The sequence below is a fragment of the Gammaproteobacteria bacterium genome (assembly GCA_013817245.1).
GTDB lineage: Bacteria > Pseudomonadota > Gammaproteobacteria > HTCC5015 > HTCC5015 > JACDDA01.
The window spans coordinates 37076-63835 of the sequence record JACDDA010000001.1 but is presented as its reverse complement, the minus strand read 5'-3'; the positions used below and the strand labels follow the sequence as shown (position 1 = coordinate 63835).

Genomic DNA, 26760 nt, shown 5'->3' with positions numbered 1-26760 from the left:
GGATTGGAGTTATCGATGAACAAAGAAATTTTATTGGTAGTAGACGCTGTTTCAAATGAAAAAGGTGTAAGTAAAACCGTCATTTTTGAAGCAATGGAAACCGCATTAGCCACGGCGACGAAAAAACGTCATCCGGGCGACATTGATGTGCGCGTTACTATTGATCGTAAAACCGGCGGTTATGAAACCTTTCGGCGTTGGGAAGTGTTGGCTGAAGATGCCGAACAAGATTCGCCTGAACAGCAAATTACTTTTGCAGCGGCTGACGAATTAGAGCCTGGCATTCAAGTCGGTGATTACATCGAAGAACAAATTGAATCGGTTGAATTCGGCCGTATTGCTGCGCAAACCGCGAAACAAGTGATTGTGCAAAAAGTGCGCGAAGCAGAACGTATGCAAATCGTTGATGCGTATCGCAATAAAGTCGGCGAAATTATTATGGGCATTGTTAAGCGGGTGGAACGCGGCAGTGTTTATTTAGATTTGGGTAATAACGCTGAAGCATTTGTCCCTAAAGAACAAATGATTCCTCGCGAAGCCGTGCGTCCGGGTGATCGTCTGCGCGGTTATTTACAAGAAGTTCGTGCAGAAGCACGCGGCCCCCAATTATTTGTTAGCCGCACCTGTCCTGAATTTTTAGTTGAACTGTTTAAAATTGAAGTCCCGGAAGTAGGTCAAGGTTTGATCGAAATTATGGGCGCTTCGCGTGATCCTAGTATGCGCGCCAAAATTGCGGTGCGTTCACATGATCCCCGTTTAGATCCGGTTGGCGCTTGTGTTGGTATGCGTGGTTCGCGTGTGCAATCAGTCACGAATGAATTAGCTGGCGAACGTGTTGATATTATTTTGTGGGACGATAATCCCGCGCAGTTTGTTATTAATGCGATGTCACCTGCTGAAGTGTTATCTATCGTGGTCGATGAAGACACTCGTACGATGGATTTAGCTGTTGCTGAAGATAAATTGTCACAAGCCATTGGTCGTGGTGGTCAAAATGTACGTTTAGCCAGCGAATTAACGCGCTGGACTTTAAACGTCATGGATGAAAAAGCCGCTGAACAAAAAAATGAAACAGAAGCCCGCGAATTACAAGATCTCTTCATGAAACAACTCGATGTTGATGAAGAAGTGGCCGTAATTTTAGTGCAAGAAGGTTTCACTACTGTAGATGAAGTGGCGTATATCGCGTTAGATGAATTAACTGCGATTGCCGAATTTGACGAAGATATCGCGAGTGAATTACAAGCGCGAGCCCAAGATGCTTTATTAACGCGTGCAATTGCTAAAGAAGAAGCTAATGCACCGACTGCAGAGTTATTAGCGTTAGACGGTATGGATACAGCGCTGGCTAATTTATTAGCTGCAAACAGTATTGTTACTTTAGATGATTTAGCTGAACAAGCCGTTGATGACGTGCTTGATATAGATGGTACGTTGGATCGTGATCGCATTTCCAAGTTGATCATGTTAGCGCGTGAACATTGGTTTACAGAGAAAGCCGGTTGATGCTCGTTTAGTAGCACAATCAGACAGAGTCCATAAGGGGGCATTGTGTCAGACGTCACAGTAAAGCAACTCGCGGAAATGGTTGGTACTCCAACTGAGCGGCTGTTGCAGCAACTTTCGGAAGCTGGTTTGAATAAAACATCTGTTGATGATTCCGTCAGCAACGAAGAAAAAATGCGTTTGTTAGATTATTTGCGCAGCAACCACGGCAGTAAACCCGCCGTGAGCACCGCTGGCAATGGCCGCATTACTTTAAAACGTAAAAGCGTTAGCGAATTAAAAGTAGGCACGAGTACGCGCGGTAGCCCGAGTAAAACCGTCAGTGTTGAAGTGCGCAAAAAACGTAGCCTAGTGAAGACTGGCGCAGAGCAAGATGAAGTTGGAACTCAACAAGACTTTCAGGCGGATCGTGATGCGTTAAAGCGCGAAGCGGAAGACCGTCGTAAAACCGAAGAACAATCACGTCAACAAGCGGATCTTGAAAAACGTCGTGCTGAAGAAGAGCAAAGCCGTAAACGAGTTGAAGACGAAAAACGTCGCGCTGAAGAACTAGTTAAACAACGTACAGATAAAAACCAACCGCTTGCCCCGCATGTTGAAAGCGTGCCGGTTAAAAATGATAGCGATAAACGCAACGTAGATGAATCAGCTAAGACGCGTAAAGCGCCGACTACTGAAGAAGATGATCGCGGCGCTAAGAAAGGTAAAAAAGTTGGTGAAAAACAACGCGGCACTGGCCGTCGTGGTTTTGAAGAAAAACAAGCTCCACTTCGTAAAAATATTCAACGCGAAGAATTGCATGTGGATGCCGCTTTAAGTGGTCGCCGTCGCAAACCTAAATCTAATAAAGAAAATAAACACGTGTTTGCTAAACCTAGCGTGCCGATTGTTTACGAAGTTAAAATTCCCGATATCATTTTAGTCGGTGATTTGGCGCAAGCCATGGCTGTTAAATCCGGCGAAGTGATTAAGAAATTAATGTCTTTGGGCATCATGGCGACGATTAACCAAGTGATTGATCGTGATACCGCTGTGTTAATTGTGGAAGAGTTTGGTCATACCGCTGTGGCCACACAAACGGCTGCAGTACAAGCAGAAGCCGCCATTGAAATTGAATACAAGTCAGGATCTGTCACGCGTTCACCTGTTGTAACCGTAATGGGTCACGTCGATCATGGTAAAACGTCATTGTTAGATTATATTCGCCGCACCAAAGTAACCGCCGGAGAAGCCGGTGGCATTACTCAACATATTGGTGCTTATCATGTGACTACTGATCAAGGCATGATTACTTTTCTTGATACACCCGGCCATGCTGCGTTTACCGCCATGCGTGCACGCGGTGCAAAAGCTACTGACATTGTAATTTTAGTGGTGGCTGCTGATGACGGTGTTATGCCGCAAACAATTGAAGCGGTACAACATGCTAAAGCGGCGGGTGTACCTATTGTTGTAGCGGTTAATAAAATTGATAAACACGGTGTTGATCCTGATCGTGTTAAGCAAGAATTAACTAAGCATGAAGTGATTCCAGAAGATTGGGGCGGCGATACTATTTTTGTGAATGTTTCTGCGCATACCGGCAAAGGCATCGATACTTTATTAGAAAGCGTTTTGTTACAAGCTGAAGTCTTGGAATTAAAAGCACCGGCTGAAGGCCCTGCAAAAGGCGTGATCATTGAATCTAGTTTAGAAAAAGGTCGTGGTCCAGTTGCTACCGTATTAGTGCAATCCGGTTGTTTACAGGTAGGCGATGTGATTTTGTCGGGCATTGAATTTGGTCGTGTACGCGCGTTGTTTGATGAAGCCGGCAATCGTGTTGAAAAAGCCGGTCCTTCTATTCCTGTGCAAGTGTTAGGTTTGTCTGCAACGCCTAATGCCGGCGATGATGTGCAAGTCGTGGAAAGTGAACGCGCCGCCCGTGAGATTGCAGAAATGCGCAAAACTAAGTTGCGGGATAATAAATTATCGACGCAGCATGCTGCTCGCTTAGAAGATTTATTCGGCCAAGTAAATACTGATAACAGTGTCGTTTATTTGTTATTAAAAACCGATGTACAAGGTAGCGCAGAAGCGTTAAATCAAGCGTTAAATAGTTTGTCGACTAGCGAAGCCAAGGTGAAAATATTATCTACTGCGGTTGGTGGTATTAGTGAATCAGATGTGAATTTGGCATCGGCTTCTAAAGCACGGATTTTAGCGTTTAACGTGCGTGCGGATGCGACGGCGAAAAAAGTAATTGAAGAAACTGGCGTCGAAGTAAAGTATTACAGCATTATTTATGAATTGATTGATGATGTGAAGCAATGGCTCTCTGGCATGTTAGCGCCAGAAGTTCGCGAAGAGTTTGTAGGTTTGGCACAAGTTAAAGATGTTTATAAGTCTTCACAATTTGGTGCAGTCGCAGGTTGTTTAGTTATTGATGGCTCAGTGAAAAAGAACAATCCTATTCGTGTGTTACGCGATAACGTGGTGGTTTATGAAGGCGTGCTGGAATCATTACGCCGCTTTAAAGACGACGTTGCAGAAGTGCGTGCGGGTACGGAATGTGGTATTGCCGTTAAAAACTATAACGATGTTAAACCTGGCGATCAAATCGAAGTCTTTGAACGTATCGAAATTCGCAGAACACTATAAACGAATAAGCGACGGATATTATGGCGAAAGATTATCCCCGTAGTGATCGAGTGGGTGATCAAGTGCAGCAAGAACTGGCTGCACTGATACGCACGGAAGTTAAAGATCCGCGTTTAAGTACTTTATTGACAGTGACCGAAGTGCGTTTGTCGCATGACTTGCAACATGCCAAAGTTTATATTTCCTCGCTAGATAATCGCGGTGAAGAAAGTGTCGAATTATTAAATAGCTATAAAGGACGTGTGCGTAGTTTATTAGGTAAACGCATGCGCTTGCGTGTAGTTCCTGATTTACATTTTATTTACGATACCTTGGGTGAAGAAGGCGCACGCATAAGTGAATTAATTGATCGCGCCGTGGGCAAGCCACGCGCTGATGATGATACTGCGCAATAATATTTCCTGCTTTATTTGTAAAATCCATGTCGCGTAAATCCAAAGGTCGTCCAGTACATGGCGTGTTGCTATTAGATAAACCTATTGGCATGTCCTCCAATGCGGCCTTACAAAAAGTAAAACGTCTTTATAATGCACAAAAAGCTGGTCATACCGGCAGCTTGGATCCTTTAGCGACCGGCGTGTTGCCTTTATGCTTTGGTGAAGCGACCAAAGTTTCCGGTTTTTTATTGGACGCAGATAAACGTTATCTCTGTGAATGTCGTTTAGGAGTGACTACGACCACGGGTGATGCAGAGGGTGAAGTTTTACTGACCCGTGAAGTGCCGGTATTGAGTGACGTTTATTTGCAAACGGTGTTAGCAAAGTTTACCGGCACCTTGCAACAAATCCCGCCGATGTACTCTGCATTAAAACGCGATGGTGTGCCGCTGTATAAATTAGCGCGCAAAGGCGAAACGGTTGAACGTGCGGCACGCACTATAAAAATTTATGCATTACATTTAAATGAATGGCAGGCGGATCGTTTGGTTTTAGATGTAAGTTGTTCCAAGGGAACTTACATTCGCAGTTTGGCGGAAGATATTGGTGAAGCGATCGGTTGCGGCGCGCATTTAACCATGTTGCGACGTATAAAAGCTGGACCGTATGAGATTGAACAAAGTGTTACTTTTGAACAACTCGAACAAGCCTTGCATCGAGTCGAATCTATCGATGCGTATTTGTTGCCATTAGATGGCGCAATCCAAGCGTTACCCGCGATTGTGTTGCCGGCTGAATTAGCAAGACTGATGTTGCAAGGTCAAGCGGTGTCAGTGACGCCGGTGCCGGACATGAAGGGTCTAGTTTGTTTGCGTTTATATCGCGCTGAAGTCGATATGAATGCCGAATCCACGATCGAGACCGCACCCACTTTCCTGGGCATAGGCCAAATTTTGGCGGATGGGCGGATTGCGCCTAAACGTCTGATTTGTGAGTAATTAAACGAGTGGCGTTGGCCTACCAGTCTGGGGCTTTTGGATTGAAATTAAGCCCAAGTAGCTATTCTTTTCCCAGACCTGTGCTGTTAGAATGTGCGCCCTTACGAAGACGAGCGGAATTGGAGTTTTAGGCAATGTCCCTAAGCATTGAAGAGAAAGGGCGAATAGTCAAAGAATACGGTCAAGTCGCCAATGATACCGGTTCACCTGAAGTGCAAGTTGCGCTGCTAACAGCGAACATCAGTGGTCTCACTGAACACTTTACCAGTCACAAGAAAGACCATCACTCCCGTCGAGGGTTGTTACGTATGGTCAACCAGCGCCGCAAGCTGCTGGATTATCTGAAGGGTAAAGATCAAGGCCGCTACAAAACATTGATCGAACGCCTAGGATTGCGCCGTTAATTAACGGCGCAAGTCGTTTCTAGTACCTCATTTTTTTTACCCCAATCGTTGCCGTGTCCACGGCATAGGGAGATATCTCAGTGAAAAGCATTAAAAAAACATTTCAGTACGGTAGTCATTTGGTCACTATCGAAACCGGCGCTGTGGCACGTCAAGCCGATGGTGCGGTGTTAGTCAGCATTGCCGACACCGTGGTTTTAGTGACGGCAGTAGGCCAAAAAAAGGCTATTGAAGGTCGTGACTTTTTTCCGTTGACCGTGAATTACCAAGAAAAAACGTATGCAGCCGGCAAAATTCCCGGTGGCTTTTTCAAACGCGAAGGTCGTCCTTCTGAAAAAGAAACCTTAACCAGCCGTTTGATCGATCGTCCGTTGCGTCCTTTATTTCCCAAAGCGTTCACCAATGAAGTTCAAGTGGTCGCGACAGTGATGTCGTTAAATCCACAAGTTGATCCGGATATCGCGGCATTGATTGGTGCTTCAGCAGCGTTAGCGTTGAGTGGTTTGCCATTTTTAGGTCCTATCGGCGCGGCACGTGTGGGTTATATCGACGGTCAATACGTGTTGAACCCAGAAGCAGCAGTATTAAAAACTTCAAAATTAGATTTAGTTGTCGCCGGTACTGATCAAGCTGTTTTGATGGTCGAATCTGAAGCGGCTGAATTATCAGAAGCGATTATGTTAGGCGCGGTGATGTTTGGTCATCAGCAATTAAAAACTGTTATCAGCGCGATTAACGAATTAAAAGCAGAAGCAGGCAAACCCGCTTGGAACTGGCAAGCACCCGTGAAAGATGAAAGTTTAGCGAAAGCGGTAACGGAGTCTGCGGAAACCGCATTAAATGCAGCTTATAGCGTAGCTGATAAACAACAACGTCAAGATTTAGTCAGCGCAGCGCGCGATGCAGCGATCACTAAATTGACCGCTGAAGGTAGTCAGTGGACTACAGATGCGGTGAAGGGGGCATTTGGTAGCGTTGAAAAGAAAATTGTTCGCGGTCGTGTATTACGCGGCGAAGCACGTATTGATGGTCGTGATCATAAAACCGTGCGCGGTTTAGATATTAAAGTCGGTGTGTTACCTCGTACCCACGGTTCATCTTTGTTTACGCGCGGTGAAACGCAAGCCATCGTAGTAGCTACTTTAGGCACGGGTCGTGATGCACAATTAATTGATGCGATTGAAGGCGAACGTAAAGACAGCTTTATGCTGCATTACAATTTCCCTCCTTACAGCGTTGGCGAAACCGGTATGGTGGGTTCACCTAAACGTCGCGAAATTGGTCATGGTCGTTTAGCAAAACGCGGTTTACAAGCAGTGATGCCGAGCACCGATGAATTTCCTTACGTGATTCGTTTAGTGTCAGAAATTACCGAATCAAATGGTTCTAGCTCAATGGCTTCTGTGTGTGGTGGCAGCTTAGCGTTAATGGATGCAGGCGTACCGTTAAAATCATCCGTCGCGGGTATCGCGATGGGTTTAGTAAAAGAAGGTAATCAGTTTGCTATTTTGACTGACATCTTGGGTGATGAAGATCATCTAGGCGATATGGACTTTAAAGTAGCGGGTACACGTAACGGTGTTACCGCTTTGCAAATGGATATTAAGATCGACGGCATCACCGGCGAAATTATGGAAATCGCATTAGCACAAGCGGCACAAGGTCGTTTGCATATTCTGGAACAAATGGACGAAGTACTGCGTCAACCACGCGGTGAAATGTCTGAATATGCGCCGCGTTATACCACCATCAAAATTAATCCTGACAAAATTCGTGACGTAATTGGTAAAGGTGGTGCGACGATTCGTTCTATCACTGAACAAACCGGCGCAGTGATTGATATTGATGACACCGGCACTATTAAAATTGCTGCGGTTGATAAAATTGCTGCTGAACGTGCGCGTATTATGATTGAAGAATTAACCGCTGAAGTAGAAGTAGGTCGTATCTATGAAGGCAAAGTTGCCAAGATCATGGATTTTGGCGCGTTTGTAACGGTTATGCCGGGCCGCGATGGCTTAGTGCATATTTCACAAATCAGTGAAGAGCGTGTGGAAAATGTCGGTGATAAATTATCTGAAGGCGATATTGTGCGCGTGAAGGTTTTAGAAATCGACAAACAAGGTCGTGTGCGTTTATCGATTAAAGCCGTTACCGAAACAGCAGAAGCGTAATCGCTGTTTGTTAACAAGATCAAAAAAGGGCGCACTAGCGCCCTTTTTTATGTCTGATGCTAATTAAAAGAATCCAAAACATGATATCAAGCGTATATAGAGTAAGTTTCAAAGTTTGGCGCTGGGTAAGGAGATTTTGTGCAGGATGAATTAAATGAATTGTTGGCGAGATGTGCGTTGGGTGACCAACGTGCATTGGCGCGTTTGTATGAACAAACATCGGCAAAATTATATGGTTTGGCTTTGGGCGTGTTACGCCAACCTGAGTTAGCGGAAGACGTATTACAAGACGCATTCTTAAAAATCTGGCGCAGCGCAGAACAGTTTCGTCCTGGTGAGAGTAGCGCATTAACCTGGATGAGCTCGATTGTACGGCATCGTGCCATCGATAAAATTCGGCAACAGCAACGAGATTTTTTGGAGTTCCGAGATAATAGCGATGTTGGCGCTATGCCTGACATGATTGATCATAGACAGCATCCCGATCATGCCGCTGCGATTCGCAGTGATTTGCAATCGTTGATGATGTGTTTGCAAGATTTAGATGAGCCACAACGCAATGCAATTTTGATGTCTTATTATCGTGGTTATAGTCATCAAGAATTAGCAAAGCATTTAACTCAACCCTTGGGCACCATTAAAGGTTGGGTGCGACGTGGCATGGAACGCTTAAAAATGTGCATGGGAGAATTATCAATATGAAAATTGCCCAACGTTATGCAAATCCAGAATTACAAAATAAATTAGCCGGCCAATATGTGTTAGGTACATTACATGGCCGTGCGCGTCAGCGTTTTGAGCGTTTATTGCCGCATGATGCGTCACTGCAAACAGCGGTTGAATATTGGCAACAACGTTTGAATCCTTTAGGCCAATTAAGTCATGCTGTAAAACCGCCCGCGCGTGTCTGGCGACGTATCCAACAAAAAATTGCGCCATCATCACTACCCGTTTGGCAACAGTGGAATTTTTGGCAAGGTTTTGTAACCGCGAGTGTGTTGGCGGTAATTACTCTGGTGTTATTACCTAAGCCGCAAACGAATGTAATGCAACCGACTATTGCCGTTTTACAAACAGCAGATGAGCGCGCGATGATGGTGGCGCGAATGGCAAATGATAATACCTTAATGATTGAAAAAGTTGCGTATACACAAGCACCTGAGCATCACATTATGCAAGTGTGGTGTATTCCTAAAGGTGGTGGTGAGCCGATGCCAATAGGTGTTATCAGTGGCAAGATGGCGCGTTTTGAATTAGATCCGCATAGTTTGCAGATGCTACATGAAGCAGAAGCTATCGCAATTACGTTTGAGCCGATGGATAAGCCGAATATGGATAAACCAACGGGTGAAATAATGTACAAAGGCATTATGATTTAATTAAAAGTCGTGTTTTAGCGATCAATAAAAAGCCGGTGCTTAATTAAGTACCGGCTTTTTTTATAACATTTTTTAAGAGTATTTATTGTTGGACGTTTTCAACAATGCCTTTGCTGTTGAAATGAACAATAAAGCGATTAAATTTGTTTTTCCAATAAGTCCATTGGTCTGCTGTTTTTGGATCCGGTGTAATGTGTTCAGGCGGATAACCCAGCGCGAGTAACACGCCATTTTTGCTCATGCCTTTTTTAGCAAGACCGGTTTTAATGCCTGCTTGATCGGCATTGTTAAGATTTTTTGAAAGAGCAGTGTTGCATTTGGCAGCGAAGACCTTGGCTAAATGATTATCAAATTCGCCAGGCGTAGATTTAGCGTGAAAATCATACGAGTATTCAATGCCAGATTCTTTAATTTTAAACTTCAAACGTTTTTTGCCAGCGTCAGTAATTTCCAAAGCCGTGCACCGCGGAATGAGACCTTCCAGTTGATAATTTACCGATGATAACGTGTGACGAGTAGGATCTGCGTGTAGGTTAAGTAAATTGTAAACGATGGCGCCTTTGCTAAGTTCGGATAGGGCATCTTTTGCCGACACAAAGCCGCTCATTAATATTGTGAGGGTGGTCAAGCTGCTGATCATTAAAATTTTATAAACCGACATAGACGTTCTCCTTATAAATAAAAGCATAACGAAAATAGAATTAAGGAAATAACGAGACGCAATAATAAGTATTTTTTATTACGACCAGCGTTTAAAAATCAAAGAAGTATTAATCCCGCCGAATGCGAAGTTATTGCTCATGACGTATTCGGTAGATAGTTCACGGCCATGGCCGGTGATGTAATCTAAGTCACCACAACGCGGATCAATATTATCTAAGTTAACAGTAGGCGCAAACCAATTACGATTCATCATTTCTATGGTTAACCAGGCTTCAATAGAGCCACAAGCACCGAGTGTATGTCCCATATAACTTTTTAATGAACTAATAGGTGTGCGGGCACCAAATAACTGACTGCTCGCATTTGATTCCGCAATGTCGCCATGTTCCGTTGCTGTGCCATGTGCGCAAATATAACCAATAGCATCGCTGCTCAGTTGCGCATCTTTTAATGCCAGTTCCATCGCGATACGCATGGTTGCAGCGCTAGGTTGCGTAACATGTGCACCGTCGGAGTTGCACGCAAAACCTACGATCTCAGCATAGATTGGCGCACCCCGTGCTTGCGCGTGTTCGAGTTCTTCGAGAATTAAACTGCAGGCGCCTTCACCAATCACAAGTCCGTCGCGTTCTTTATCAAACGGTCGTGGTGATTTTTCCGGTGTAGTATTCATAGTGCTGGTGGCATACAAGGTGTCAAACACGGCCGCTTCAGTAGGACATAATTCTTCAGCGCCGCCGGCCACCATCATCAATTGTTTGCCATAACGAATGGCTTCATAAGCGTAACCGATACCTTGGCTACCTGATGTGCAGGCGCTCGACGTGGGTATTACGCGACCTTTTAATTCAAAAAACACACCGACATTAACTGCAGTGGTATGCCCCATCATTTTTAAATAGGTGTTAGCGGTGATGCCATCCATCGTGTGATTAACTAATAGATTAAAAAAATCAGCTGCGGCACTGGTACTGCCTGTGCATGAACCATAAGCAACACCCATGCTGCCATTACTAATTTCTGGATCATCTAATAAACCCGCATGTGCTAACGCGCGTTCACTGGCAACGGTGGCTAATAAAGCGACCCGACCCATAGAGCGCGTGCGTTTGCGAGTGTAATGCGCAGGTTGTTCAAATCCTTGCACGGGTGCGGCGAGCCGCGTATGCATATCGATGTATTTATCCCAGTCGTGCATAGTAACGATGCCGGTTTTACGATTGCGTAAATGCTGTTCAATAACCGACCATTCTGCACCTATAGGAGTAAAGCCGCCAAAGCCGGTGATAACGACACGTTTCATTAGAGTATTCCTCCGTTCACCGAAATAACTTGGCGCGTAATATACGCAGCTTGCTCAGACATTAAATAAGTTACTAAACTTGCAACTTCAATGGGTTGGCCGACGCGTTGCATAGGAATAATTTTTAATGCTTCAGCAACCACTTCTTGATCAACCACCATATCGGTTTCAATTAAGCCGGGTGCCACACAGTTAACTGTGATCTTGCGTTTAGCCAGTTCTACTGCGAGGGCTTTTGTTGCGCCAATAATACCCGCTTTGGCAGCACTGTAATTAGTTTGTCCGCGATTGCCCATAATGCCAGAAACCGAGGCTAAGGTAACAATGCGTCCCGCCGCGCGACGGCGAATCATCGGCATCACGAGCGGTTGTAAAATATTATAAAAACCATCTAAATTGGTGCGCATCACTGCATCCCAATCTTCGCCGGTCATTGCCGGGAATGCCGCATCACGCGCAATGCCTGCATTACACACGACACCATAATAGGCGCCATAGGTTTCAACATCGGCGGTTAATATTTCATTAGCTGCGGCGCGATCTGCAACATCAAATTGTAAAATACGTGTTTGTCGACCTAATGCTTGAATTTCAATCGCAACTTGTTCAGCTTCTTCGCGACGCGAACGACAATGCAGCACAATGTCATAACCATGGCGCGCTAAATCGAGCGCAATGGCTTTGCCGATGCCGCGACTAGAACCTGTTACAAAAATAGTTAAGCCCGTAACGATATTGTTATTATCTGACATTAGTGTTGTCCTGCTAAAAAGGCGGCCGGATCATCGGGTTGAAACACATTGAGCGCAACGTGAATATCAATCGGTTGATCTTTAATAATAGTATGAATATGACAATCAAAAGCGCTAAGGCCTGCCGCTTCATGATGTTGACGCACGCCGCGTACCGTTAACGTACAGCCTTCAGGAAAATATGAGATGGGTGTTTGATAACGGCGCGTGCCTAATAAAAAACCAATTTTAATTTCGCCGCCTACTTGCAATGCACACAGACCTGCCCACGCGGCAATCGTTTGTGCCATGTATTCAATACCTACCCAAGCAGGTACACCTTTACCCGTTTCAAAAAACATGGCGTCTTTATGAATATGTACGAGACTGGTAACACTTTCAGCGTCGTGTTGAATTAATTCATCGACTAACACCATCGGCGGTGCGTGTGGCAATAAATCGGCAATCGGAGGGAATGTTGTTAGTGTCATGTTTATTGTGCGCGCCCAATGATTAATGAAACGTTATTACCGCCGAAGGCAAATGAGTTGGACATCATCGCGTGTCGCGTTTTATCAAGACGACTATTGTTATCGGTTAAAGCCATCGGCATTAATTCATTATCCCATTGTCCGTCCCAGACATGCGGCGCTAAGCGTTGAGCAGTATTCAGCGACGATAATAATAACCAGCAATAAGCGAGTTCGCTGACGGCTGCTGCGCCCAACAAATGTCCGGTCATGCCTTTAGTGCCGCTGCACGGTGTGTTCGCACCAAACACGGCATGCATAGCTTTGCTTTCCATCGCATCATTTAACGGCGTGCCGGTCGCGTGCAAATTAACATAGGCAATTGCATCACTGTTTAACTGTGCATCATTCAAAGCTTGTTGCATCGCGGCAATCGCACCTAAACCATCGGGATGTGGTGCGGAGATATGATGTGCATCAGAAGATTCACCGCCACCTAAAAATAATATTTCAGCTTGCGCATCACGCTGCATAATAAATAAGGCAGCGCCTTCACCGATATTAATGCCATCGCGTGTCGCACTACACGGCATACAAATACCACTGCTGATGGATTCCAGGGCATCAAAGCCGCGCAAGGTTAATTGACATAGACTATCTGCGCCGCCCACGATAACGGCATCGCATAAACCTAAGCGTAATAAACGACGCGCCGATAAAAAAGCTTTGCCGCTAGAAGAACACGCGGTAGAAATAACATAACGCGGACCTTGTGCGCCGCTGTACCAGCTTAAAAATTCTGTAGCCGAACTTAATTCTTGTTGCGGATAAGAAAAATCATGCGGCAGTTTTCCGTTTTGCATGTAGTGCGCAATAGCGAGTTCACCTTCGCGGATGCCCGAAGTGCTCGTGCCTAATACTATGCCAATGCGCGCCGCGCCATGTTGTTTAATAAGTGAATCAACTTGAGTTTTAATTTGTTCATACGCCATAACCAGTAATTGATTATTACGCGTACGATAAGGCAAAGGCCAATCTGTGTTTGCGGGTAATTTTTGTTCGGCAACAGCGGCTGTGCCCGTATACATTTTGCGACCAGGTGTGAGTGTATCGTTTTCAATCAAGCCTTGGCGTGAGCCCGCTAATAACCCGCTCAATACGCTGTGCGCATCATGACCGAGAGGCGTGACTAAACCGGGAGCTGATAATGAAAATATATTACTCATGCTGTATGCGTAGGCTTATATAGTAGTGGTTGTAATAGTGGCTGTAGAGTCTTAATCAAGTGGATTAATGTCTAAGGTGTAGCCCATGATTTTATCCGTGTAATGAACTTTGCCGGACCATGGTGTAGCACCCTCATATTGCACTTGTGTAATCAGCTGATTTTTTTTATAAAAAGCGCGACTATTAGGTGTGGTTTCAATACGCCAACCATTGGGTTCTAATTTGTCACGTAATGCTTGTTCTGGCCAAAAACAAAATTGAATATCACGTAATACATAAAAGGCATCAAGTTGTGCGGGTAATAAAGGACTGCGATCTACCGTAAAATCTTCGCCGCTTAAACGAATAGTTAAAATACGATTTCCTAAACCACTCATGCCTACTAAAGTAATCACGTCGGGCGTCGCTTCGATTAAGGCCAACATTTCGTGCTTTTGCGCTTGTGATTTATCTTTGGTAAATCGATGCGCAGAATAGTGCCCCACTAAATGTTGTTGAGCATTGCGCGTTTCACCTAAGCTATTGCTCGACAAAGGAAAGCCAGCAGTTAAATCGGGTGGCGCTAAACGTTGATTAGCACAAGCGCTCAACAATAAACTGCTTAGCAGTATTGCGCTAAAATAAAACGGGCCACGATGAGTTAGTTGCTGCGACATATTTCCGCCAAGGTATTTAAGCGGCGCGGTTCGCTCACATAAGGGTTTTTTTGATCCCACGCATAACCGGCTAATATCGAACAAATCATGCCGCGTATTTCTGGAGATTGTCCTTGATAAAAAATAATATCTTGAAAACGTCCGTCATACCACGCTTCAACAAACATACGAAACGCATTAACACCTGCTTGCAAAGGTTTTGCATATTCAGTTTGCCAATCAACGCTACCACCTTGTAGTTGTCGATCTAAAAGATTGGCAGCCATGCTGGCGGATTTCATTGCGATGGTCACGCCGGATGAAAATACCGGATCCAGAAATTCACCGGCATTACCTAACAACGCATAACCCTGTCCATACAAACTTGTTACATCGGCGGCGTAACCGACAATACTGCGTACGGGCATGGCGTATTCTGCATTACGTAATAAATGTTGTAAGGCGGGTGTTTCTTTTACGAGTTGGCGTAATTTAATTTCAGGATCTTCAGGATATCGATCAAGAAACGCTTGTGACGCCACTACGCCTAAGGAGCAGCGGCCACCTGCAAATGGAATTAACCAAAACCATACGTCTTTAAATTCGGGGTGTACTGATACTAAAATTTTATGTCGATCAAATTCGCTGGGTTCGATGTTATCCATCACGTGAGTGAAATACGCTTGACGCACTGGAAACTCAGAAGGCTTGTTGAGATTTAATAGGCGAGGTAAGACCCGACCAAAACCGCTCGCATCTAAAATAAATTTAGCGCGCACCGTTTTTTCGGAGCCATCTATGGCACGCGATACTGCGCTCGGTTGTTGCGCATCAGGCGTTACTGCAATAATTTCTTGTTCGTAAAAAATATTATTGCCTGATTTGGCGGATTCATCGGCCAATAATTTATCAAAACCGGCACGTTGTACTTGGAACGTATTGCCCCAGCCGGGCGTAAATTTTTCACTAAAATCAAAATCAGTGTAGGTATCGCCGCGTCTAAAGGCCGCGCCATTTTTATATTGCAAACCCGCATTGTTAACGGCTTCCAGCATGCCGGCTTCTTCGATAAATTCCATGCACTGCGGTAATAAACTTTCGCCAATTGAAAAACGCGGGAAGGTTTGTTTTTCCAACGTCATGACGCTATAACCTTTACGCGCTAATAAAGCGCCGGCGATCGCACCCGAAGGGCCTGCGCCGACAATTAAAATATCAGGATTTTCTAACCACTTTGCCATTTTACTTTACCGCTAATAAAATTAAGTTTTTTGGGCTGTAACTAAACAGCCATTACTATTTTGGTAATACATATCCACGTGTTTAATTGAAGTTGGAATGTATTGCTATTGTCTAAATTGTTGCCTAAATCTACGTCCACAGGCGCGAGATTGTACCTATTTTAATGGTCAAAATCACGGTCACCGATCACAAAACGGCGACTGCAATGGGGCGTTATTACTTAACCAATTCGAAGATTTTGCGCTCTGCATCTGTTAATGCTTTAGGTTGAGATAAATTGCGTAACTGAATTTCAGTAACGTCACCATTGAGTTCTTTTAGTTTGATGACCGCAGGTTGAGCGGCACCGCTGATCTCGATGTTGGCTAACACACTTTTGAGGCCTGCATTGATAGGGGTTAAGGTAGCGCGCCAACCTTGGTTTTCTTTAACCGCTTCAATAGTAAAATCATTTTGTAAGGATTTGAAACGTCCGCTAATCAACGCCGGCAATAATTCGCCAAATCCCGCCGGCAGCGGAATCGCTTGACGCGGATCATTCGCTGGCATGATTTTGTTTTTAGTAATGATTAATTTATTTTCGAAAGGTTTGATGGTGTGCCACAACACCCCGTATTGAGTATCAAACAAAAAATCGCCTTCGCTAATGAGCGGTTGTTTGAGAACCGCAATATGTTTCTTTTGTAAAAACTCACCTTTTGCTAAATCGGAGGGCTTAAGCTGTTTAAAAATAACATCGATTGAATCCGCAGCATGGGCTGGCGTGATCGATAAAAAACTTAAATTAAAAGCCAGTGCCATAATAAAAAGGCGAGGAAAGATTAAATTATTCATACGGGACTCCAAGTTTTTCAAATAATATTCGTGGGGATACAAAACACATTTCTTTTTTGCTGACATCCACAGCCACTTGAATCGTGTGGCCGCGGGTTAAGCGCTGTTGTTTAGTCAGGCTGGTGACCAAATAGTTTATTTTGAGACGATTTTCCCATTCTACTATTTCAGCTAACACAGTGATTTCTTGCCCAAAATAAGCCGCTTGGGCGTAACGGATATGTAAATCAATGACGGGCCAAGCGTAACCCGATTCGCGCATTTGCGCGTAGTTATAATCAATTTTATCTAACAAGGCACAACGTGCGATTTCAAAATACTTCACATAGTGGCCATGCCAAGCCACTTCCATAACATCGACATCGTGAAACGGCACGCGGATATTTACGCTAGCACCGATAAGTGCAGTGGCCTTGCTCATGATGCTTGCTCTTTAGGAGGCGGTGTGATTTTTGTAGTGTGCCAAAAGTCATAAAAATTGAACCACTGCAATGGCGCTAATTGACAATATTTTTCTAAGACGTGGGCGTAGCGCTGGGCGTAGTGTTGCAAATGGGTTTCACGATCTTTACGTGGCAGTTGAATGACGTCAGCAAAAGGTTCTAAATAAATACGGTAACGATTTTTTTCTTTAAGACAAAACAATACTAAAACGGGACATTTTAATAAGCTGGCTAGAATGTAAGGCCCTTGCGGCAGCGGCGCTGGTTTATTTAAAAAATTAACCAAGCTAACCCGTTCGGCGCTTTGCACCGGTACGCGATCACCGGTAAGAATAATCATTTCGCCACGATTGATGCATTCATTAAGCATCATGGCGGTGTCAGCACCTATGTCGGTGACTTGAATCAAGTTAATTCTGCGTGCTTGCGGTGTTTCGCGTAACAGATGGTTAAATTTAGGATTGTGTTTGGTATGCATTAACACATTAATGACGGCGTCTGGATTGGTTTGGGATAAAGCCCGTGAAATTTCAATGTTGCCTAAATGCGAGCCAATAATTAACGCGCCTTGTTTGCGTCTGACTAAATCGGATAATACCTCGCGATCTTCAAACGTAACATTGTGTTCGCGATAATGCCCAACCCAGGTAATAATTTTATCTAAGGCAACGTGCGTAAATTGATTGAAGTGCTGTAGCGTGCTTAAGTAATTGGGTTTTTTATTTTTAAGCGCCTGCGGGAAAGCCGCATAAAAATGAGTTAAATACTGGTGTGAGCTGCGGCGTGCGGTGGGATGAAATATAAAATAGTGTATAAGCGCCGGTGCGATAGCGATTTGGAAGCCGCGGGCGCCTAATAAACGATGCACTGCTAATAATAAGCGCATGCCGAGTAAAGAACCGCGTTCTTGTAATTGATGCCATTGTTGATGCTTGCGTTGTACTCGGCGCGTGATAAAACGTTTTATTAAACGCATTAACAAAAAGGGCAAGCGCAATAACATGCCAAAAAATAAACGCGTGTGTAATGCAGTGATTAAGGCGTTGTCATTAATTAAATTAAAGTGTGATTGACCATCTTCAGGATAAATGACGCGACTAGGTATTTGTAAGATCGACGTATTACGCCAATAAAGGCGAACCATCACTTCTGTGTCAAAGTCCATGCGCGCGCCTAGCCGCACCTCGTTTATCAATCGCAGCGTAGCGCTGATGGGATAAACCCGAAAACCACACATAGAATCTTTTATCTCGAGTGATAAGGTGTTTAGCCAAACCAACACATGCGTGAGATAACGTGCATATAAACGATGCTTGGGTACGGATTCGTCGTAAACAGGTCGACCACTGATTAAAGCGCTGGGATTTGATTCTGCCATCTTTAATAAGGCAGTTGCATCTTCTATGGCGTGTTGACCATCAGCATCAACTTGTAAGGCATGCGTATAACCATATTCGGCTGCAGCGCGAATGCCGGTCATGACTGCCGCACCTTTGCCTTGATTCACAGTATGTTCTAACAAGGTAAGCCATGAATATTCTTGGGCGATTTTTTGTAATAATGCGCTGCATAGTGTTGAAGAGCCATCGTTGACCACTAAGCATGGCAAATGCAAATGCGCTAAACGATCCAGCACAGCAGGCAACATTTGCGCGTGATTATAAACAGGTATGATGATGCAAGGTTTGAATGACATAAAAATTACACTGTTATCGCATCAGCGCTAAATAACATACGACCAGAAGAATGCTGGCTATGCGCGCTAGTGTATTGAAAATGAAGTTTGTTGGTGACGCTATTAAAGCGCAGCTGTAATTTGATTAAGGTGTTGGGCAGGATGACGTGTTGAAATTTTATGACTTCCATGCCCACAAAATATTCGGGCATTTCAAAATAACCACGTGCTAATTGTGCAGCCCAATGAACTTGCGTTACGCCAGGTAATACTTTCACGTGCGGAAAATGACCTTCAAGATACAGAAGATTTTCTGGTACGGTTAACGCAAGTTCAATAATCGACTCAGTATTTTCTTGCGTACGAGTTTCGCTATTGATGATAGGTAAGGTTACGGCAGAGGTCATGATTCGGACTCAAACAAGGCTATCAAATCGGTTTGTACAAATTTACCCTGTGCATTAACGGGTAGTTGTTTAACGTAGCGCCATTTACGCGGTAATGTTACCGGCTCAAAATAATTGCGCAAAATTTTGCGTAGTTGTTGATTTAACGCATGTTTGCCCTGTGCTTGCAGGATTTTTTCGCCGGCCGCGCTAAGGACAATCGCGGCGCCAATAATTTCACGCTGCGTTGAAGCATCTTTGCTTGCTTCATTTTGCAATACTAAAGTGCGGACTTCGTGTATTAAGGACTGGCGTTGTAATTGTTTTTCTAATTCATCCAACGAAATGCGTTTTTCTTCGATTTTGACAATGCGATCTAAACGACCTAACAAACGAAATTGTCCGTCTTCGATATGGGCTGCGTCAGCCATCGTAAACCATTCTGCATCCAGCAAATTTGCGGAACGTATTTGTAAAGCGTGGCTGGCTGATTCTAAACGAATGTCTACGCCACTGAAGGGTGTCCAGGGCGTATCGGCTTGACGTTCATCTTGTATGCGATACGCGATACCACCGGTTTCAGAGCTGCCAAAAATTTCAAATATCGGCGCGTCTAATATTTCACTGATGGTGCGACTGGCGTCATAACTTAATGGTCCGCCTGAAGAAATCATTTTGCGCAAAGTGCCTTGTGCGCTATTGAGGTCTGCATGTTCGGGTAAACGTTTGTAATGTGCGGGTGAAGAAATAAAAGTAACGGGTGCGTATTGTCGCAACGCGTGACAAATATCGGTTGGATGCTCGAGCATTTCTGCGAGCAATGGAACACCGGCTGATAGTGGCCACATGACTCGAAATAATAAACCATATATATGTTGGTGAGAGACCGTACCTAAAACAGTACTGCCAGCTAATTCGTTGGGCCACGTGGCATGTAAGGTATCGATTTCACGGCAGAGTTGGCGTAATTTTTTTTGCAAAGGTTTTGGATCGCCAGTAGTGCCAGAAGTATAAATTTCAATTTCGATAGCGTCGCCATTTAATGGCGTTGTAAATAATATCGGCGCGCTTGCTGCACGCGTAAATGCAGTAGTGATAATTTTTGTATGCGTATTTTCAAAGTCGCCTAAAAATCCATCGACACACTGTTCGCCCGTTGTTAGTGATGCAATGAAACCGGGTTGACGATTCCCTGGAATGACGATGTGCTTGTCGCTAGCGGCCAAGGCTAATAAACCCACGGCAAATGTTAGCGCGTCATTTGCATAAAGTGCCCAGCGCCTACCGGTGTTTTTTTGTAGCGCACTAATGTTGTCGGCTACTGCCTGTTGAAATGCTGCGCGAGTAATTGGCAGATTATGGCGCCACGCAATAATGTCATCTGCGTTGCGGCTATCGCACAGTAATTGTTCAAATGTCAGATACGACGGCATTAGACTTTTAACACCAGTTTGCGATAAAGCCATTCAGCAGCGAATAAACAGCCCATTAGCGCATACGCAATTAAGCCGTTGTATAAAGCCCAAGTAGCGGTGTCCGCATATACCGCTGTATAAAATGCGACACTTGCATTGAGAATAAAAAACACACACCAAATTACCGTGAAATTACGTGCATGTTGTACGCCAGCAGGTGGGATGTCGGGATATTTAATCCGTGCAATGCGTTCTATTACGCTCGGTGGATAACGGAGCGATAAACCGAATACGCATAAAAAACTGAGATTGACGACCACGGGATAAAACTTTAAATACAGTGCATCTGCGCGCCAAGCCGCTAATAAACATAAAGTGATGGTGATAAGTAAAGTGGCTAAATAAAAACGCCGATTGTTGTCAGCGGGTTTTTTCGGTAATGCGAGTACGCGCAGTAACAGTAGCGATAACAATGCTAATGCTAAGTGAGAAACATGCAGATGAGTAATGCCAAAATAAACGGCGAAGGGATATAAAAAGAGCGCCGCTCCGGTTAAAACTGAGAGCAGAATTTTCATTATGGCTTATTCGGCGGCTAACCCGTGAATGACGTCGACGACGTCTTGTAGCGTGCGCACTTCTTTAAAGTCGTCGGGTTTTACTTTTTTGCCCGTGCGTTTTTTGAGTTCAACAATTAAATCCACTGCATCGATGCTATCAACATCGAGGTCATGATAAAGATGAGCTTCGGGTTTAATTTTGGCAGCGTCAATTTCAAACATCTCAACTAAGATGAGTTTGATTTGAGCAAAAATTTGTTCTTTAGTCAGGGCATTGCTGGACATGACAACCTCTTGCACGAATATTGTAAGCGCTTATTGATGCGGTGCTACAAAAGCCGCTAATGCATTGATGGACGCAAAATGTTTGCGTGTTTCTTCGGAGTCCTTTTCCATTTTAATGCCGTACTGTTTTTGTAATGCTAAGCCTAGTTCTAACGCATCAATGGAATCCAAACCTAAGCCTTCGATAAATAAAGGCGCGTCATCGATGATGTCCGCAGGTGTGACGTCTTCCAAATTAAGGCTGTCGATAATTAATTGTTTTAACTCTAATTTCAAATCACTCATGCGCTTAATACCTGTATTTCGTTCGTTAAATATTCAAAGGGCTTTGGGACAAGCCGCAGTTTTAACTAGCCTTTAAATAGTCGGCTAGATATTCCGTGAGTTTGCGAGCCTTAACGGCGTTCAGCCCATCCCCTTCGAGGAAAGGGGTGATATCAATATCCGCGTGTACTTCAAAATGGAAATGAGGTTTTCGCGGGGGCACATGATACCACTTTTCCTGTTTGGTCAGCGTGCTGGGCTCTGCTGTGATAAGCACCGGGGTTAAAGACGAACCCGCTTGTAAGGCAATATTGGCAGCACCGCGTTGCAGTTTAGTAATAATGCCCGGTGTGGTACGCGTGCCTTCAGGGAAAATAATTAAGGAATGGCCGGCGTTGAGAGTGGCAGCGCAGGCGCTGATCACTTGCTCAGGATCGGTGTCATTTCGAATATAGCCGCAAGCACGTACCGGCCCGCTGGTAAAGGGGTTGTTCCACAGTTTGTTTTTCACCACGCAGCCAACCTGAGGCACGAATGAAATTAAAAATACAACATCAATAAGACTGGGATGGTTGGCAATGATTAATAAGCCTTTTTCATTAGCGGCGTGGCGAAGTTTTTCCAGGCCCGCGGTACTAAAGGTTAAAACACCTAAGCCCTGCATGATATGGGTATACCAATAGAACAGTTTATGAATCACGTATTGCCCCGCACGATGGCGGTGAGTGGGGTGGCGGTAGAAGAGCAGAATCATCAAAGGAAAAATGCTAATACTGAGTAGCACGCCAAACAAACCAAACAAGGCAAAACAAAGCGCTGTAGCGAAAATGCGCCAGTAATAATCAAACACATTGCTGGAGGGCAGGCTAAGCGTTTGCATATTGCCAATGCCAGTGGTGTTCACGGTCTTGCCAATCCACCTGGGTCGCATTGCCAGTCAATAAACGCAATAAACTAAACGCGCTGGGTTCTGGGATGGCGGTGTGACTAAGGCTTGCGGCGGTGGTGAGTTGCAGTTCTAAACGCACCGCACTGGGCGCGGCGCTCAGCACCAAACCCAAGGCATACCGACAGGCGACGCTGTCGGGAATATTGCGGTACACCTCGGGCAAGATGTCGTCATACATCAACACCAGCACCTGCGGATAACGACCTTCGGCTAAGAAACCGGCGGCTTCGATGCACGCGTGTTCTAAACCTGATTCTCCAGCGGCGATCGCATTTGAAGGCAGAGCTTCTTGGCGGGCGATGGTGTATTGACCTACCGCGGCATTGTGTACCGATAAGCTAAAGCCGGTCGGCGACAACGGCATTTGTTCGGCTAAGGCTTTGAGCAATTCAACCGTTTTGTGGTTGTCGCCGTGGCGCGAACAAAAAATCGTCGGCATGGGGCCGTGTTTATCACCGAGTGCATAGGCTACTGCGAGCGCTGCACGATACAGCGGGCTGAGTCGGCGGCGTAACATGGCAGGAATGGCAGAAACATCGGGTTCGCTGGCAGTATCAACCGCAATCGGCGGTACTTGGCCTGGCGTTGCGACTTTAAGCCATGCTGCCCACGCATCGGTCGTATTGAGGCCGGGCGCCCAGGCATGCCAATCCACTACATTCAGTGCAACCGTGTTGGTCATAGGCTAACAGCGCCAAATCCAGAAGGAGTAAGGGGGGCGGCATTGTAGCAAAGCCCGCTAGATTCTCTCCATATTATTGGTAGGACTGCGCGCGGGTTTTTGTTCAATAGTGCGACAAATTTTAATCTGTCAGTGCTTATCTCTTATACTCTGCGCCCTTACTGTTTGATCCCCACTGTGATTGAGGCTGTTATGCGTTTTACCGGAACTGATTCTTATGTTGTAACCGATGATTTAATGCTGGCGGTCAATGCAGCTGTGACTTTGCAACGTCCTTTGTTGATTAAAGGCGAACCGGGCACCGGCAAAACTCGTTTGGCGGAAGAAGTCGCGCGGGCGTTGAATGCGCCGCTATTTCAATGGCACATCAAATCCACCACCAAAGCTCAACAAGGCTTGTATGAATACGATGCGGTCAGTCGCTTGCGTGACTCGCAATTGGGTGATGTCCGAGTGCACGATATTCGCAACTATATAAGGAAGGGTAAGCTATGGGAGGCATTCGAGTCGCCACAGCGTGCGGTGTTGTTGATCGACGAAATTGATAAAGCCGATATCGAGTTCCCCAATGACTTATTACAAGAACTCGACAAAATGGAATTCAATGTTTATGAAACCGGCGAAACCATCAAAGCCGCGCAACGACCCATTTTAATTATTACCAGTAATAACGAAAAAGAATTACCGGATGCGTTTTTGCGACGTTGCTTTTTCCACTACATTCGCTTTCCAGATAAAGAAACGCTGCAACAAATTGTTGACGTGCATATGCCTAATTTAAAAAAAGATCTGCTGCGAGAAGCGTTGGAAATCTTTTTCGAAATTCGTGAAGTGCCAGGCCTGAAGAAAAAACCCTCTACCTCGGAATTACTAGACTGGTTGAAACTGTTAGTTGCTGAAGATATTCCGCTGGATGTATTGCGAAATAAAAATAAAGCCCAAGCGATTCCCGTCTTACACGGCGCGCTGCTGAAAAACGAACAAGATGTGCACTTGTTCGAACGCTTAGCGTTTATGTCACGCCGCACTAACAAACCTTAATCACACTATGTTAATTGATTTCTTTTTAACCCTGCGCAAACATCAAGTCAAAACCTCGTTGAAGGAATTGCTGGATTTGTTGCAGGCCTTAAAAGAACATGTGGTGTTTGGTGATGTTGAAGAGTTTTATTTGCTCAGCCGTTTGTGTTTGATTAAAGACGAAAGTGAATACGACAAATTTGACGTAGCATTTGCCGAATACTTCAAAGGCGTTAATGACATTAATTTAGAATCCTTATTTGAAACGCAGATTCCAGAAGAGTGGGTGCGCAAACTCGCAGAAAAATATTTAACTGACGAGGAAAAAGCGCAAATTCAATCATCAGGTGGTTTTGAAGAACTGATGAAAAAATTAATGGAACGTTTAGCCGAACAAAAAGAACGTCATCAAGGCGGCGGTAAATGGATAGGCACTGCCGGCACTTCACCGTTTGGTGCCTATGGTTACAATCCCGAAGGCATTCGTATTGGTCAACACGAATCACGTCATCGCCGCGCAGCGAAAGTCTGGGATAAACGCGAATTTCGTAATTTAGACGGCAACGTTGAACTCGGCACTCGCAACATTAAAGTTGCTTTAAAACGACTGCGCAAATTTGCGCGGCAAGGTGCAGCCGATCAATTGGATTTAGATGACACCATTCGTTCCACCGCGCACAAAGGCATGCTCGATATTAAGCTCGTGCCAGAACGTCATAACGCTGTAAAAGTATTATTATTTTTAGATATCGGCGGTTCGATGGACGATCACATCCAAATTTGTGAAGAATTATTTTCGGCCGCGCGAACTGAGTTTAAGCATCTAGAATATTTTTATTTTCACAACTGCGTCTACGAAGGCGTGTGGCGCGATAATAATCGGCGCTACAGCGAACGCTTATCCACCATGGATGTGATTCACACGTATGGCGCTGATTACAAATTGGTTTTTGTTGGCGATGCCAGCATGAGTCCCTATGAAATTGCCGCGCCCGGTGGCAGCGTTGAACATTGGAACGAAGAAGCGGGTGCTGTGTGGGTGAATCGTTTATTAAGTCATTTTAAAAAATCGATTTGGCTCAATCCGATGAGTGAAGAATATTGGAGTTACACGCAATCCATTGCGATGATGCGTCAACTCGTTAATCAGCGGATGTTTCCGTTGACATTGTCAGGCCTTGACGCTGGTATGCGAGAACTATTGTAATGCAGGCGCCGTCAATTTCGTTTTGGTATTTTGCAACCTTGCCGAGCGTTATCAAGCGCGGTTTGATTATTGGTTTAATCGTCGGCACCATTTTAAATTTAATTAATCAAGGCGATATTATTGTTGTATTCGCATGGAGCGAAGTTACCTGGTGGCGCGTCGCGTTAACCTACTGCGTACCGTATTGTGTTTCCACCTATTCGAGCGCCATGTCGTTGCGCGCAACCGCGCTTGCGCAAAGCAATGCCTAATATAAAAACGGCTGACACCAATCCAAACAGTCCATCGACGCAATGGTTTTTATACATGGTGCGTTCCGGTGATAACAGCTTGTACACCGGTATCACCACCAATGTTGAGCGCCGCTTTGCCGAACATCAAAGTAAAAGTCCCAAAGCTGCGCGTTTTCTAAAAGCGAAATCGAATTTGCAGCTGGTGCTATCAATGGAAGTGGGTGATCACTCATCAGCATTGCGGTTAGAGGCCGCGATTAAAAAATTATCTAAACAGCAAAAAGAATATGTAGTACAAGATCCACGGCGATTGGCAGCCTTCAGATCCTGAAGTGTGAAAAAGACGCTATAACTATTCACTTCGCTGTATTTAAATGACGTAAATGTTGACGCATGAGTTATTATTTCGATGTGGAAAATTATTTATCCTATTTTTGTCGGCATATAGAAATATATATGCCTGTGGTAACAAGGATTTCAATATGCCAAAAATTAAACCGTTAGCGTTGACCGAGCAGAAGGCTCGACAAATGTTAGTGGAGGTGGGCGCACGCGCTACGCCTAACCGAATTGCAGTACTAATGCTGTTGCTCGACAGCGAATGGGCGCTGAGTCATCAAGATATCGAGCAGCTCTTGCTTAAACGCAAACAGGATGTTGATCGGGTTACTTTATATAGAACGTTGGATTGGTTAGTGGAACATGCGGTCGCACATAAAATTAGCGGTGATGATCGTATCTGGCGTTTTAATGCGCCGACCTCTCAATTAGATGAGCACGCGCATTTCTTTTGTAATAACTGTGGAAAAGTTTTTTGTATAGCGCTAGCGAGTGAAAGTTTGCCCGTCCGCTTACCTGCCCATTATCGTCTAGCTTCCAGTGAAGTTGTTTTGAAAGGGCAGTGTCCGGCGTGTCGTGCCTGATTGTGAAATGTCATATCGTGTAATGTTATAAAGTCGCACACAATTAAAATGCAACTCAGTTGCATTTTAATATGCTCATTGATAAACTCCCCCTCGAATTAACCGAACTCACGTTTTCACATGATTTTTTCATGCATA

30 protein-coding genes are annotated in these 26760 nt (G+C 44.8%); 13 read left to right on the top strand and 17 right to left on the bottom strand.

From position 1 onward, the window contains the following. Window positions 1–15: 15 nt before the first annotated feature. The 8 genes from nusA to H0W44_00295 all read left to right on the top strand — a co-directional run bounded on the left by nusA (window position 16) and on the right by H0W44_00295 (window position 9475). Complete coding sequence (gene nusA, locus H0W44_00330) at window positions 16–1506, top strand: transcription termination/antitermination protein NusA (GenBank protein MBA3580879.1); 1491 nt, start codon at window positions 16–18, stop codon at window positions 1504–1506. Window positions 1507–1551: 45 nt separating this feature from the next. Continuing rightward, on the top strand, window positions 1552–4143 hold the full coding sequence (infB, locus tag H0W44_00325; GenBank protein ID MBA3580878.1) for a translation initiation factor IF-2: 2592 nt from the start codon (window positions 1552–1554) through the stop codon (window positions 4141–4143). Window positions 4144–4163: 20 nt separating this feature from the next. Further along, the gene (gene rbfA / locus H0W44_00320; protein MBA3580877.1) at window positions 4164–4538 is read left to right on the top strand and encodes a 30S ribosome-binding factor RbfA; all 375 of its coding nucleotides are present in this window, start codon (window positions 4164–4166) and stop codon (window positions 4536–4538) included. Between the two features lie 26 nt (window positions 4539–4564). Continuing rightward, the gene (gene truB, locus H0W44_00315) at window positions 4565–5518 is read left to right on the top strand and encodes a tRNA pseudouridine(55) synthase TruB (GenBank protein ID MBA3580876.1); all 954 of its coding nucleotides are present in this window, start codon (window positions 4565–4567) and stop codon (window positions 5516–5518) included. Window positions 5519–5652: 134 nt separating this feature from the next. Then, entirely contained in the window at window positions 5653–5922 is a 270-nt protein-coding gene (gene rpsO, locus H0W44_00310; GenBank protein MBA3580875.1) for a 30S ribosomal protein S15, read from the top strand. 80 nt (window positions 5923–6002) lie between these two features. Beyond that, on the top strand, window positions 6003–8096 hold the full coding sequence (gene pnp / locus H0W44_00305) for a polyribonucleotide nucleotidyltransferase (GenBank protein ID MBA3580874.1): 2094 nt from the start codon (window positions 6003–6005) through the stop codon (window positions 8094–8096). Between the two features lie 138 nt (window positions 8097–8234). After that, window positions 8235–8798, top strand: coding sequence for a sigma-70 family RNA polymerase sigma factor (locus H0W44_00300; GenBank protein MBA3580873.1), 564 nt, complete (start codon window positions 8235–8237; stop codon window positions 8796–8798). Continuing rightward, window positions 8795–9475 (top strand): anti-sigma factor, encoded by a 681-nt coding sequence (locus H0W44_00295; GenBank protein ID MBA3580872.1) that lies wholly within the window; start codon window positions 8795–8797, stop codon window positions 9473–9475. The genes H0W44_00300 and H0W44_00295 overlap by 4 nt, the downstream gene beginning before the upstream one ends. Before the next feature lie 82 nt (window positions 9476–9557). Here H0W44_00295 and H0W44_00290 read toward each other — a convergent pair whose 3' ends face one another. The 17 genes from H0W44_00290 to H0W44_00210 form a co-directional block, all read right to left on the bottom strand. Further along, entirely contained in the window at window positions 9558–10136 is a 579-nt protein-coding gene (locus H0W44_00290; protein ID MBA3580871.1) for a hypothetical protein, read from the bottom strand. 78 nt (window positions 10137–10214) lie between these two features. Beyond that, the gene (locus H0W44_00285; protein ID MBA3580870.1) at window positions 10215–11441 is read right to left on the bottom strand and encodes a beta-ketoacyl-ACP synthase; all 1227 of its coding nucleotides are present in this window, start codon (window positions 11439–11441) and stop codon (window positions 10215–10217) included. Then, window positions 11441–12193: a 3-oxoacyl-ACP reductase FabG gene (fabG, locus tag H0W44_00280; GenBank protein MBA3580869.1), complete on the bottom strand. Its 753-nt coding sequence runs from the start codon at window positions 12191–12193 to the stop codon at window positions 11441–11443. The genes H0W44_00285 and fabG overlap by 1 nt, the downstream gene beginning before the upstream one ends. Beyond that, window positions 12193–12663 (bottom strand): 3-hydroxylacyl-ACP dehydratase, encoded by a 471-nt coding sequence (locus H0W44_00275; GenBank protein ID MBA3580868.1) that lies wholly within the window; start codon window positions 12661–12663, stop codon window positions 12193–12195. The genes fabG and H0W44_00275 overlap by 1 nt, the downstream gene beginning before the upstream one ends. A gap of 2 nt (window positions 12664–12665) precedes the next feature. Beyond that, window positions 12666–13868 carry a beta-ketoacyl-[acyl-carrier-protein] synthase family protein gene (locus tag H0W44_00270; protein MBA3580867.1) on the bottom strand — a complete coding sequence of 401 codons (1203 nt, stop codon included), beginning with the start codon at window positions 13866–13868 and terminating at the stop codon, window positions 12666–12668. A 51-nt stretch (window positions 13869–13919) separates the two neighbouring features. Further along, window positions 13920–14525, bottom strand: coding sequence for a DUF3261 domain-containing protein (locus H0W44_00265; protein MBA3580866.1), 606 nt, complete (start codon window positions 14523–14525; stop codon window positions 13920–13922). Next, a complete protein-coding gene (locus tag H0W44_00260) occupies window positions 14510–15745 on the bottom strand; it encodes a tryptophan 7-halogenase (GenBank protein ID MBA3580865.1) in 1236 nt (411 codons plus the stop codon). The genes H0W44_00265 and H0W44_00260 overlap by 16 nt, the downstream gene beginning before the upstream one ends. A 217-nt stretch (window positions 15746–15962) precedes the next feature. After that, entirely contained in the window at window positions 15963–16580 is a 618-nt protein-coding gene (locus H0W44_00255; protein ID MBA3580864.1) for an outer membrane lipoprotein carrier protein LolA, read from the bottom strand. Then, entirely contained in the window at window positions 16573–17001 is a 429-nt protein-coding gene (locus H0W44_00250) for an acyl-CoA thioesterase (GenBank protein ID MBA3580863.1), read from the bottom strand. Before H0W44_00250 ends, H0W44_00255 begins: the two co-directional genes overlap by 8 nt. After that, window positions 16998–18719, bottom strand: coding sequence for a glycosyltransferase family 2 protein (locus H0W44_00245; protein MBA3580862.1), 1722 nt, complete (start codon window positions 18717–18719; stop codon window positions 16998–17000). The genes H0W44_00250 and H0W44_00245 overlap by 4 nt, the downstream gene beginning before the upstream one ends. Window positions 18720–18724: 5 nt before the next feature. Continuing rightward, complete coding sequence (locus H0W44_00240; GenBank protein ID MBA3580861.1) at window positions 18725–19105, bottom strand: hypothetical protein; 381 nt, start codon at window positions 19103–19105, stop codon at window positions 18725–18727. Next, the gene (locus tag H0W44_00235) at window positions 19102–20517 is read right to left on the bottom strand and encodes an acyl-CoA synthetase (protein ID MBA3580860.1); all 1416 of its coding nucleotides are present in this window, start codon (window positions 20515–20517) and stop codon (window positions 19102–19104) included. Before H0W44_00235 ends, H0W44_00240 begins: the two co-directional genes overlap by 4 nt. After that, complete coding sequence (locus H0W44_00230; protein MBA3580859.1) at window positions 20517–21077, bottom strand: hypothetical protein; 561 nt, start codon at window positions 21075–21077, stop codon at window positions 20517–20519. The genes H0W44_00235 and H0W44_00230 overlap by 1 nt, the downstream gene beginning before the upstream one ends. A gap of 6 nt (window positions 21078–21083) precedes the next feature. After that, on the bottom strand, window positions 21084–21344 hold the full coding sequence (locus H0W44_00225) for an acyl carrier protein (GenBank protein ID MBA3580858.1): 261 nt from the start codon (window positions 21342–21344) through the stop codon (window positions 21084–21086). A 30-nt stretch (window positions 21345–21374) separates the two neighbouring features. Continuing rightward, complete coding sequence (locus H0W44_00220; GenBank protein ID MBA3580857.1) at window positions 21375–21629, bottom strand: acyl carrier protein; 255 nt, start codon at window positions 21627–21629, stop codon at window positions 21375–21377. A gap of 61 nt (window positions 21630–21690) precedes the next feature. After that, complete coding sequence (locus tag H0W44_00215) at window positions 21691–22488, bottom strand: 1-acyl-sn-glycerol-3-phosphate acyltransferase (GenBank protein ID MBA3580856.1); 798 nt, start codon at window positions 22486–22488, stop codon at window positions 21691–21693. Next, a complete protein-coding gene (locus H0W44_00210; protein MBA3580855.1) occupies window positions 22475–23239 on the bottom strand; it encodes a beta-ketoacyl synthase chain length factor in 765 nt (254 codons plus the stop codon). Before H0W44_00210 ends, H0W44_00215 begins: the two co-directional genes overlap by 14 nt. Window positions 23240–23431: 192 nt before the next feature. Here H0W44_00210 and H0W44_00205 point away from each other — a divergent pair, with 192 nt between their 5' ends. From H0W44_00205 to H0W44_00185, 5 genes are all read left to right on the top strand, one after another. Further along, window positions 23432–24280 carry a MoxR family ATPase gene (locus H0W44_00205; GenBank protein MBA3580854.1) on the top strand — a complete coding sequence of 283 codons (849 nt, stop codon included), beginning with the start codon at window positions 23432–23434 and terminating at the stop codon, window positions 24278–24280. A 7-nt stretch (window positions 24281–24287) separates the two neighbouring features. After that, entirely contained in the window at window positions 24288–25466 is a 1179-nt protein-coding gene (locus H0W44_00200; protein MBA3580853.1) for a VWA domain-containing protein, read from the top strand. Beyond that, window positions 25466–25717 carry a nitrate/nitrite transporter NrtS gene (gene nrtS / locus H0W44_00195; GenBank protein MBA3580852.1) on the top strand — a complete coding sequence of 84 codons (252 nt, stop codon included), beginning with the start codon at window positions 25466–25468 and terminating at the stop codon, window positions 25715–25717. The genes H0W44_00200 and nrtS overlap by 1 nt, the downstream gene beginning before the upstream one ends. Next, the gene (locus H0W44_00190; GenBank protein ID MBA3580851.1) at window positions 25710–26030 is read left to right on the top strand and encodes a GIY-YIG nuclease family protein; all 321 of its coding nucleotides are present in this window, start codon (window positions 25710–25712) and stop codon (window positions 26028–26030) included. Before nrtS ends, H0W44_00190 begins: the two co-directional genes overlap by 8 nt. Window positions 26031–26181: 151 nt before the next feature. Continuing rightward, entirely contained in the window at window positions 26182–26622 is a 441-nt protein-coding gene (locus tag H0W44_00185; GenBank protein MBA3580850.1) for a transcriptional repressor, read from the top strand. Window positions 26623–26760 lie beyond the last annotated feature (138 nt).